The organism is Bacillus sp. 5mfcol3.1, from assembly GCF_900114335.1.
In the GTDB taxonomy this organism is placed as follows: domain Bacteria; phylum Bacillota; class Bacilli; order Bacillales; family Bacillaceae_G; genus Bacillus_A; species Bacillus_A thuringiensis_S.
In genome coordinates this window covers 631,456-640,704 of sequence record NZ_FOST01000002.1, presented here as the reverse complement: position 1 = coordinate 640,704, position 9,249 = coordinate 631,456, and the positions used below count along the sequence as shown (strand labels likewise).

Below are 9,249 nucleotides of genomic sequence, written 5' to 3'. Positions count from 1 at the left end.
TATCACTGCGTCACAAGTTCATGCTCTTCCAAAAATTTCGTATTAAACTCACCTTTTACAAAATCAGGATGATCTAGCAATTGCAAATGGAACGGGATTGTTGTATGTACGCCTTCAATGACAAATTCACTAAGTGCGCGCTTCATTTTTGCAATTGCCTCTTCACGTGTTTTTCCGTGAACAATTAATTTAGCAACCATCGAATCATAGAAAGGTGGGATTGAATATCCCGGATATACAGCTGAATCGACGCGAATACCAAATCCTCCTGGTGGTAAGTACATTTCTACTTTACCTGGAGATGGCATAAATTTTTTGGCAGGGTTTTCCGCATTAATTCGACATTCAATTGCCCAACCATTAAATTGTACTTCTTCTTGCTGTAACGATAACTTTTCTCCTGAAGCAACAAGAATTTGTTCTTTAATTAAGTCCATTCCCGTTACCATTTCAGTAACCGGATGCTCAACCTGAATTCTCGTATTCATCTCCATGAAATAAAAGGTTTTCGTTTTATATTCATAAATAAACTCAACCGTACCAGCACCTGTATAATCAACCGCTACCGCCGCTTTAACTGCCGCTTCACCCATCTGCTTGCGAATATCTTCATCAAGTGCAGGTGATGGACTTTCTTCTAATAGTTTTTGCAAACGGCGCTGAATTGTACAATCACGCTCTCCTAAATGAATGGCATTTCCGTGTGTATCTGCCATTATTTGAATCTCAACATGGCGGAAATCTTCAACGTACTTTTCTAAGTATACACCAGGGTTCCCAAAAGCGGTACTAGCTTCTTGCTGTGTAATTTGAATTCCTTTTATAAGCTCTTCTTCATGGCGTGCAACACGAATACCTTTTCCGCCACCACCTGCAGTCGCTTTAATAATAACTGGATATCCAATTTGATTAGCAAGCTCGATCGCTTCTTCGGTATTTTTAATAATCCCTTGTGAACCTGGTACAATCGGAACCCCTGCTTCTTTCATTGTATCACGAGCAACGTCTTTTGTGCCCATCTTTGAAATAGCTTCTGGACTTGGACCGATAAAAATCAAGTTACATTCACGGCATAACTCTGCGAAATCTGCATTCTCTGCTAAAAATCCGTATCCCGGATGAATAGCATCGCAGCCTGTTAACTTCGCAACGCTAATAATGTTCGTCAAATTTAAATAGCTTTCTTTCGAAATCGTTGGTCCTACACAATACGCCTCGTCTGCAATCTGTACGTGAAGTGACTCTTTATCTGCTTCTGAATAAATTGCAACTGTTTCAATATCCATTTCTTTACAAGCACGAATAATTCGTACAGCAATTTCCCCACGATTGGCTATTAATACTTTTTTTATCATCACAAAGACTCCCTTATTACGCTTTTACAAGAAATAGCGGTTGTCCATACTCAACAAGCTGTCCGTTATTAACAAGAATTTCAACAATTTCGCCCTCTACATCAGCATCAATTTCGTTAAATAACTTCATAGCCTCGACAATACATACGATAGAATCTTTCGATACTCTATCCCCAACACTTACATATGGAGGTGTATCAGGTGAAGAAGAAGAATAGAATGTACCTACCATTGGTGAGGTGATCTTATGTAGGTTTTCATCTTGAACAGTTTTCTTCTCTTCTTGTTTTGGCGCTTCTGCTTGCGCTGCTGCTACTGTCGTTTCAACTTCAACAGGCGCTACTGGTTGCATAGCTTGTTTTGCTGCAGGTACTTGCACAGCAACAACTTCATTACCACGCTTTTTCATTTTGATTGTTGTACCGTCTTTTTTGTATTCAAATTCATCAATATTAGAGCTATCAATTAATTTAATTAATTCACGAACTTCTTGAATTTTAAACATGTAAAATCCACTCCCATACTCTTGTTTGTCCCGTTTTTACAGATTCTCGTCACGAAAACTAGATTGACTGTAAAAATACGATGTATTCTATTAGAAAATATATTTCATTAACTAATAGAAATATTTACTATTTCCATCTTACGATAAATTTTTTAAACATTCCAATTTATATTTCTTTATAATAAATCGAAACTCCTGTAAAAATATTATTCCAATAAAAATTTAATACCTAGTAATAATACCAAGTTTCACATGAAATTGGCAAGACCACTTCTTAAAAAACATTCACTACTTTAGCAAAACGTTACACAGCAAACATGCCATTCCCTCTCCACTCTTCACTACACCTATAGTCAATAACATATTTTTACCAAATATTATTTTTTTGTTTACACGCCGTTCATCATTCCTTCATATAAGAATAGTATGTTCAAAGTGTAGAAAATATATTGTGTCGAGGTGTGGAAATATGATATGGCTCATTCTCTTTTTACCTGCTGTAATCGTTTGGGCATGTGTTCTTTGCATCCACGTCAAATCCGGAAAAAGTAATCATCAGTACCATGAACCATTAATCTTTTACTCGCAACGTGTTTCTCCATTCCGAGTTGAACATAGTAAAAATAACTACAAAGACGAAATAGAAAAAAGCTATCGAAAATGATAGCTTTTTTCTATTCACACGTTTACTTACATACTCTATTTTACTATTTGCATACCCTTTGCTTAGTAAAAGATAATAATCCGCAGGGAAATCCCTGCGGATTAAAGTTTCACTTATTTCGCTGGTGGATCAAATTTCACACCTACATCTTTTGATCCGCCTTCACTTCTTACAAGTTGAATAATTTTATTTGCTTCTTTCTGTGAATGTTTTGCCGCTTTAACCGTTACTCTAATGTCAGTACCATCAGCTCTTACAAGAGCATCTGGATATCCTCCTTGAGATTTAATTACTGTCTCAAGTAATTCTTGCTTCGTTTCCATTGTCGTAATGGCATCAAAATTTTCTTTTGCTTTATTCTTTTCTGTTGCTGAAGCTTTTGTTGAACTCATCACTTCTTGTAATTTTGCTTTTTGTTCACTACGCTGATCTTCCATTTGCATACGTAAAGCTGTGAAATTCTCATCACTTGATTGAACTGATACATTGCCCTCTTTTTTACTTGTTTCTTTTTTTGCATTTTCTTTTTTGTCTGTTTCTTTATTTGTTGTTTCCTTGCTTGTATTTTCTTTTTTCGGAGTTTCTTTAGGCGCTTCGTTTGTTACTGCTTTATCAGTACCTTGTTTTTCTTGTCCAATCTTTTCACCTGTTGCCGGCGATGCTGTATTCATTTTGTCAGGAGTTGTCACGTAATACACAGATAGTACAACAACTAAACTTAACATCGTTAATAACCAAACTGTTTGTTTTTTTAACACTTTATTTCCTCCCTATCAATTTTTCGGTGAAACTGAAACGCGATGGGCCGGTACATCTAGCAGCCTTATCACAGCTTCTTTTACCATTGCTTTAACTTGTATATTATCCACTCCCTTTGCTACGACAAGAACACCACGTACTTTCGGCTTCTCTGTTCGTAAAACAACAGGAGTTTCTTTATCCCCTTCACGTATAATGACAGTCTTTTCATCAAGAGACTCGTCCTCTACTTCTCTCTTACCGCCTGTTTTATCTGTTTCACCTGTTGTTTGTGAGCGTTTCACTGTATTTTTTTCTAAAATTTTTTCTTCAGATGAATCTAAATTCACTTTAATCGTTACGTCTTTTACTCCTGCTATTTCTTCTAAAGCAGTTTTTAATTCTTGTTCATACGCTTTTTCATATTTTTCTACATTTGACATACTATCATTACTTTTTTGTCCGAAAGTTGGTACGTCTTTTTCTTGATTTTGAGTTTTTTGTTCTTTAAATACAGGTACTTCTTCTTTTTTACTTGAAAAGAGACTACTAGAAAACATAAGCAAAATTCCAAGTATGAGTAGGACAAGTAAAAACTTAGGTGTTACCTTTTTACCCTTCTCGTTGCTTTCTTTTTGATCCCCATTCAATAAGTTTCGAAAAAATGAGAACTTCGAATTTTTATCTTTATTGTCCATTTACTCTACCTGTCCTCCCTTCCATTTGAACTTGGATTTGTTTACCCTCTAGTTGCCATCTGCTTGAAAAGAAATCTTTCATTTCTACATTCGTTTCTTCCACTTTTTTTGGAGGCTCTTTCGTGTTAATTTCAATTGGCTTTACTGTTTCGATTGCATCATTTTTACTACGTTCTTTTTCTTTCAACGTCACAACAACAGATTGAATATCTTTCGCTGACTTTACTTCTTCTGTATTTTCTGCTGCGACTATTTGTATTTCAGAGACAGTCATACCATACTTTTTCTCAAACTCTTTTCCTACTTCTTTTTTCATTTTGGTAGCCATCTCTTCTAAACTATATGCACGTGTTAGAGCTTGTATTTCTTTTTTCTTCGAATCTATTGAATTTTTTACAGATCCTTCTGCTACGTACTTTTCTTCATTAAAATTTGCAATTACTTCATTTACATCTGTCTGCAATAGTTTAAAAAGGGGCGTTAAAATTAATACGACTAACAAAAGACTTACAACGAATTTAACGTATTTTTGCAAATTCGAATTTGGAAGAATAAGATGAAGCATTGTTGCTAAGAGCAAAAAAACGATAATATTTCTGATCCACTCTGTAACAAATTGCATACTCTTCACCTCCTACCGCATCATAAGTGTAATATTCCCCGCAGCAATAATAATTGTAATACTTAAAAAGAACATAAATGATACGATAGCTAAGCAAGCAAATACGTAAATGATGCTTCGTCCAATAATGTCTAAACATTGAATAATTGCTCCGCCGCCAACCGGTTGCAATACTGCTGCTGCGAATTTATAAATAAATGCAATACAGAAAATTTGAATCGCTGGAAAAGCAACAATTAAGCATAAAATGACGAGCCCAATAATTCCGACTGTGTTTTTCAATAATCCTGATGCGCTAATAACAGTATCTGCCGCTTCTGTAAACATCCTTCCAACTACTGGAATGAAGTTTCCTGTTACAAATTTAGCAGTTTTCACAGCTATTCCATCAGCAACAGCTGTTGCTGTCCCTTGTACAGACAATACTCCTAAAAAAATTGTTAAAAAGACACCGATAATCCCTACGCTAACGTTTTGCAGAAGCTTGGATAATTTCGTCACTTTATATTGATCACTCATTGTACTTACAATACTTAATATCGTTGCCAGTAATAAAAGTGGTAGAACGATATAATTCATAAGAAGCCCACTCGTATTCATTAAGAAAATGATAACCGGATGAAAAAATGATACAGATACAACCCCGCCCCCAGTTGCTATAAGCGCCAGCAAAATTGGCAATAACGCTAATATGAAATCTACCATTGTTTGTATCGTTTCTCTTGCATATGTCATAACGACATAAAAACTATTTAAAGCAAAAATAATAAGTACCATATACACAACAGCATCAGCAATTTTACTTACGCTACTTTTTGAAAAAGCGGATTGCAGTGATTGCAACAATGCACTAAAGATTGTGAGCATAATAAGTGTGCCAAGCAGTTTTCCATTAGCAGCAAGCTCATGAAATAAATATTTTAATAACCCTATCATCCACTCTTTTAGAGAGAATTCTTTTTCTCCCTTTACAAACTCCATAAAGCTACCTTTTTGACTCTCTGGCAAATAGCCACCATATTTTGTAACAAGCCCGTCCCAAAATTGCTTCACATCTTCAATTCCGAGCTTATCCAATTGTTGATCAACGACGTTTGTTTCTACAGGAGAAGCTTGTACAACAACCGGTAAAGAAAAGAAAAGGAAGCAAGCAAATAGCAGCTTAGCTCCAAACCTCCTCAACATTCACTCCCCCTTATCCCGTCGGTAAAAATCCGAGAATAGTTTCAATTACAACCGTCAAAATAGGAATCGCCATAACGAGAATTAAGATTTTCCCAGCAAGTTCAATTTTCGAAGCGATGGCACCTTGACCAGCATCTTTTGTAATTTGGGCTCCAAACTCAGCAATATAAGCAATTCCAATAATCTTTAGTAACGTTTCCACGTAGACGTTACTAACTTTCGCTTCACTTGCTACTCTCTCAATCATTTGTAAAATAGAATGAATTTGATCGATTAAAATAAGAAACATCACGCTACCTACGAACACAATAAATAAAGATGTAATACTAGATTTATGCTGATTCAAAACAGCAGCTAAAAACGTAGCAACGAGGCCTAATCCGACAATTTGTATAATTTCGATTCGAACCGCCTCCTTTACTGGAAGAGAAAGACACTTTTAATCTTGTCAAATAGCGTGTTAATTAAAAATGCAACATGAAATAAAATGACGACAAAACCGACAAGGATAACCCAATTTGCAATATCCTCCCGCTTTAATTCTTTTAGTACAGTATGAATGAAAGCTAAAACAATGCCGATTCCGGCGATTTGAAATATTAATCCAACATCAATGGACATCGCCTTTCTCCCCCCTATAGCAGTAAAATTACAATAAGTAGCCCTGCTAGTACCCCTAAGCTCTTAATCATTTTTTCGTATTGCAGTTGTAGTGCTTTCGCTTCTCCTTCTTCTCTCTCCAAATGTGTAATACATAAGCGAATATGTTTTTGTTGTGATTCACGATCATGTTGCCCGAGCGTTTCACCAAATTGCTGCAGTATTTCATACTCAGTTTGTTGAAATGCGGTTAACTTCCAGTTCTCTTTCAAACTATCTATCCACGCTTCTCTTACTGTTTGTTCCCCGCTTTGTAGTCTTCTGGCGAAACTTTGAAATATCCAATTTAATGGCTTTGGCATTTGTTTAACTAATCGCTCGGCAGCCTCAGATAAAGGTGTGTGTCCATACATAATTTCTGCTTCTAATGATTGAAGTGCTGATTTTAATAATCTAAGTTGCCTCGGCCTCTCACTATATCTTTTAGCGTATGAAAACCCGAAAAAGGTGCTGACCGCAACGATTAACACTGCACCGAATATTTTCACCATACGCCCTCAGCCTTTCTACTTGATAGCACTGGTTTTCCATATTTATCTTTCACCTGCATAACCGTTCCTGGACCCCTTGCTTTTGACAACTCCACAAACCTATCAAATATACCAAGCTCTAGCACTGCCTTTAGCGATGGACGTCTCACAACATCCTCATAGGAAAATCCGTGTGCACTTATAAAAAGCTGAACACCTGCATGCACTGCCTCCATAATTGCTTCACTATCTTCTTTACGGCCAATTTCATCTACGATCAAAATATCAGGACTCATAGAACGAATCATCATCATCATTCCTTCTGCCTTTGGACACGCGTCTAACACATCGACTCGGGTACCAAAATCATATTGCGGGATCCCTTTCACACAGCCAGCAATTTCTGACCGTTCATCAACGATCCCCACTTTACAAGAAGGAATTTCCGAGGCACTTACTCCTTGACTCATGCAACGAGCTACATCTCTTAAAAGTGTCGTTTTTCCCGTTTGCGGAGGGCCAATTACCATCGTGTTTAACCATCTTTTTTCATACAAATATGGCAAAAGCGGTTCAGCAATCCCTATTTTTTGACGAGCAATACGAATATTAAAGGAAGAGACATCACGAATCATTTTCACTGCGCTTTTTTCTGTAATGACTTTTCCCGCTAATCCGATTCTATGCCCCCCGCGAAGTGTCACATACCCACGTTTTAATTCCTCTTCCATCGTATAAATTGAGAATTGACTTAACTTATTCAGTAAGTAAATAGCATCCTCTGCAGTAGTGATATAGTCATAAAAAAACACCTTTCCGTGTGCAATACACTCTAGCGGTCTTCCAATTCGAACACGAATTTCCTCTAAAGCATCGTATTGCTTACATTCTTCAATTAAATACTTCATCGTTTTTGGTAAAACTTCTAATACCTCTTTCATCGGCTTCTCCCCACTATACTCGACTTACTATTTCAGTAATGCGATAAAAATACAGCAAATTCCAAGCGCTAGAAAAAAGAGCTTCAAGAAAGAAATTTCACTTGCTACACTCGCTATCCCAATTGTCATTGTTAAAATTAATACGGTAGGTCCAACAAACGCTAACATACCATTTATAAACAACGCTTTCTTCGCATCATTCACATAAAGCATAAGCAAAGCAGCAAATATCTCCGCACTACCTGAAAATAATCGAAGTGCTCCCATAACAAGCACGGATGTTTCCATTGCCGCTAGCCACTGTTTCATTCTTCCACCTTCTCCCGTAACAGTTACTAACTTCGTATTCTTAAAAAGAATATATTTGTACAACCATATGCAGAGGTTGTCTATTTCAGAAGTAAAAACATAATTTTTCTCTAAAGCCCGAATTAGAATCTGAATATCCATATTACTTTATGGTATATTATGGTACATTTAGTTTAAAAGGGGTATAAACCATGCAGCACGTTACTTTATTACCACTCGATTTACGCTATACAAATGTGATTTTCGAGCTATCAAGTGATCCACATATAAAAAATGCATTAGGGATAACGGTAGAAAACATCGAAGACACAAAAGCATTTCTTCTTTTCGCAATAGAAGAAGAACATCAAAAGAAATCCTTATCGAGAATGATTGTGAATGAAGAGAATGAAATAATTGGCCTCACCACACTTAAACATATTAATGATGAGAAGAAGCAATCTCACATTGGTAGTTGGCTCGGCTATCCGTACTGGGGAAAAGGCTATAACGAGGCTGCTAAAAAAGAAATCTTTAAAATCGCCTTTTTAGACTTACAACTTTCCTACGTATTTGCTGGTGCTAAAACGAATAATACCCGCTCGTTAAAAGCACAAGAAAAACTACCTTATATTTCATTGCATGTGGAAAACAAGTTTCCAGACGAACACGCTGCACTAGAGAAAGAAGTAAAGTCAACTTGCTCTTTGCATGTCGTGTCACGTGAAAATTTTTTAAACTGGTTGAGATTACAGAATGAGGGGGAAAAATATGAAGAAATTGAAAATTAGTTTAACCGTTGTAGTAGAATTAGCTCTTATTTATCTTTTTTCCTTATTGGTCGGTTGGTCATTTATAGAGACATTTTTCCTTGGTAGTTTAGGGATATTTGCAATTATGTGGTTAATTATTATGAGTAACCATAGAAATAACATTACAGATCACGCAATAAGTAAAACATTAACTGGTGTTGAGACTGGGGAAATAAAACCATTTCAAATTGTTTTGACTCCATCTATTATGGGTACTCTTTCACTTGTTTTAGTCAGTTTTATTATAACAGCTATTTACTATATACCCTATTTCCTATAAAAAAAGCACTCGTGAATTATCACGAGTGCTT

14 protein-coding genes are annotated in these 9,249 nt (G+C 36.2%); 3 read left to right on the top strand and 11 right to left on the bottom strand.

Annotated features, from left to right (window positions below):
• Positions 1-2: 2 nt before the first annotated feature.
• Positions 3-1,355, bottom strand: coding sequence for an acetyl-CoA carboxylase biotin carboxylase subunit (accC, locus tag BM089_RS12720; protein ID WP_000592870.1), 1,353 nt, complete (start codon positions 1,353-1,355; stop codon positions 3-5).
• A 16-nt stretch (positions 1,356-1,371) separates the two neighbouring features.
• Positions 1,372-1,860 (bottom strand): acetyl-CoA carboxylase biotin carboxyl carrier protein, encoded by a 489-nt coding sequence (accB, locus tag BM089_RS12715; protein WP_090977084.1) that lies wholly within the window; start codon positions 1,858-1,860, stop codon positions 1,372-1,374.
• A gap of 469 nt (positions 1,861-2,329) precedes the next feature.
• Between accB and BM089_RS12710 the strand changes: the two genes are divergently transcribed.
• Positions 2,330-2,524, top strand: coding sequence for a hypothetical protein (locus tag BM089_RS12710; RefSeq protein WP_002000935.1), 195 nt, complete (start codon positions 2,330-2,332; stop codon positions 2,522-2,524).
• Positions 2,525-2,637: 113 nt separating this feature from the next.
• On the opposite strand, the gene BM089_RS12705 is transcribed toward BM089_RS12710, so the two are convergent.
• Genes BM089_RS12705 through BM089_RS12665 form a run of 9 tightly spaced genes read right to left on the bottom strand, consistent with a single transcriptional unit; the run spans position 2,638 to position 8,147 of the window.
• The gene (locus BM089_RS12705) at positions 2,638-3,282 is read right to left on the bottom strand and encodes a SpoIIIAH-like family protein (protein ID WP_000914710.1); all 645 of its coding nucleotides are present in this window, start codon (positions 3,280-3,282) and stop codon (positions 2,638-2,640) included.
• Positions 3,283-3,297: 15 nt separating this feature from the next.
• Positions 3,298-3,960 (bottom strand): stage III sporulation protein AG, encoded by a 663-nt coding sequence (gene spoIIIAG / locus BM089_RS12700; RefSeq protein ID WP_000368890.1) that lies wholly within the window; start codon positions 3,958-3,960, stop codon positions 3,298-3,300.
• The gene (spoIIIAF, locus tag BM089_RS12695) at positions 3,950-4,582 is read right to left on the bottom strand and encodes a stage III sporulation protein AF (RefSeq protein WP_001161037.1); all 633 of its coding nucleotides are present in this window, start codon (positions 4,580-4,582) and stop codon (positions 3,950-3,952) included. Before spoIIIAF ends, spoIIIAG begins: the two co-directional genes overlap by 11 nt.
• 12 nt (positions 4,583-4,594) lie before the next feature.
• Positions 4,595-5,767 (bottom strand): stage III sporulation protein AE, encoded by a 1,173-nt coding sequence (spoIIIAE, locus tag BM089_RS12690; protein WP_000946113.1) that lies wholly within the window; start codon positions 5,765-5,767, stop codon positions 4,595-4,597.
• 10 nt (positions 5,768-5,777) lie between these two features.
• A complete protein-coding gene (gene spoIIIAD, locus BM089_RS12685) occupies positions 5,778-6,161 on the bottom strand; it encodes a stage III sporulation protein AD (protein WP_077393170.1) in 384 nt (127 codons plus the stop codon).
• A 23-nt stretch (positions 6,162-6,184) separates the two neighbouring features.
• Positions 6,185-6,388: a stage III sporulation protein AC gene (gene spoIIIAC / locus BM089_RS12680; protein WP_000020914.1), complete on the bottom strand. Its 204-nt coding sequence runs from the start codon at positions 6,386-6,388 to the stop codon at positions 6,185-6,187.
• Between the two features lie 14 nt (positions 6,389-6,402).
• Positions 6,403-6,918, bottom strand: a complete 516-nt coding sequence (spoIIIAB, locus tag BM089_RS12675; RefSeq protein WP_000238703.1) for a stage III sporulation protein SpoIIIAB — start codon at positions 6,916-6,918, stop codon at positions 6,403-6,405.
• A complete protein-coding gene (gene spoIIIAA, locus BM089_RS12670) occupies positions 6,912-7,838 on the bottom strand; it encodes a stage III sporulation protein AA (protein ID WP_000665907.1) in 927 nt (308 codons plus the stop codon). The genes spoIIIAB and spoIIIAA overlap by 7 nt, the downstream gene beginning before the upstream one ends.
• 27 nt (positions 7,839-7,865) lie before the next feature.
• Entirely contained in the window at positions 7,866-8,147 is a 282-nt protein-coding gene (locus tag BM089_RS12665; protein ID WP_000816050.1) for a YqhV family protein, read from the bottom strand.
• Positions 8,148-8,338: 191 nt separating this feature from the next.
• On the opposite strand from BM089_RS12665, the gene BM089_RS12660 reads away from it, so the two are divergent.
• Both BM089_RS12660 and BM089_RS12655 read left to right on the top strand, forming a co-directional pair.
• The gene (locus BM089_RS12660; protein WP_016512323.1) at positions 8,339-8,917 is read left to right on the top strand and encodes a GNAT family N-acetyltransferase; all 579 of its coding nucleotides are present in this window, start codon (positions 8,339-8,341) and stop codon (positions 8,915-8,917) included.
• Complete coding sequence (locus tag BM089_RS12655; RefSeq protein ID WP_090977082.1) at positions 8,898-9,218, top strand: hypothetical protein; 321 nt, start codon at positions 8,898-8,900, stop codon at positions 9,216-9,218. The genes BM089_RS12660 and BM089_RS12655 overlap by 20 nt, the downstream gene beginning before the upstream one ends.
• Positions 9,219-9,249 lie beyond the last annotated feature (31 nt).

Excerpts from the sequence above, each read along its gene's own strand:
- BM089_RS12660 (WP_016512323.1), top strand. The coding sequence starts at position 8,339 with ATGCAGCACGTTACTTTATTACCACTCGATTTACGCTATACAAATGTG.
- spoIIIAF (WP_001161037.1), bottom strand. The coding sequence starts at position 4,582 with ATGCAATTTGTTACAGAGTGGATCAGAAATATTATCGTTTTTTTGCTC.
- BM089_RS12710 (WP_002000935.1), top strand. The coding sequence starts at position 2,330 with ATGATATGGCTCATTCTCTTTTTACCTGCTGTAATCGTTTGGGCATGT.
- spoIIIAE (WP_000946113.1), bottom strand. The coding sequence starts at position 5,767 with ATGTTGAGGAGGTTTGGAGCTAAGCTGCTATTTGCTTGCTTCCTTTTC.
- spoIIIAC (WP_000020914.1), bottom strand. The coding sequence starts at position 6,388 with ATGTCCATTGATGTTGGATTAATATTTCAAATCGCCGGAATCGGCATT.
- spoIIIAB (WP_000238703.1), bottom strand. The coding sequence starts at position 6,918 with ATGGTGAAAATATTCGGTGCAGTGTTAATCGTTGCGGTCAGCACCTTT.
- spoIIIAA (WP_000665907.1), bottom strand. The coding sequence starts at position 7,838 with ATGAAAGAGGTATTAGAAGTTTTACCAAAAACGATGAAGTATTTAATT.
- BM089_RS12655 (WP_090977082.1), top strand. The coding sequence starts at position 8,898 with ATGAAGAAATTGAAAATTAGTTTAACCGTTGTAGTAGAATTAGCTCTT.
- accC (WP_000592870.1), bottom strand. The coding sequence starts at position 1,355 with ATGATAAAAAAAGTATTAATAGCCAATCGTGGGGAAATTGCTGTACGA.
- accB (WP_090977084.1), bottom strand. The coding sequence starts at position 1,860 with ATGTTTAAAATTCAAGAAGTTCGTGAATTAATTAAATTAATTGATAGC.
- BM089_RS12665 (WP_000816050.1), bottom strand. The coding sequence starts at position 8,147 with ATGAAACAGTGGCTAGCGGCAATGGAAACATCCGTGCTTGTTATGGGA.
- spoIIIAG (WP_000368890.1), bottom strand. The coding sequence starts at position 3,960 with ATGGACAATAAAGATAAAAATTCGAAGTTCTCATTTTTTCGAAACTTA.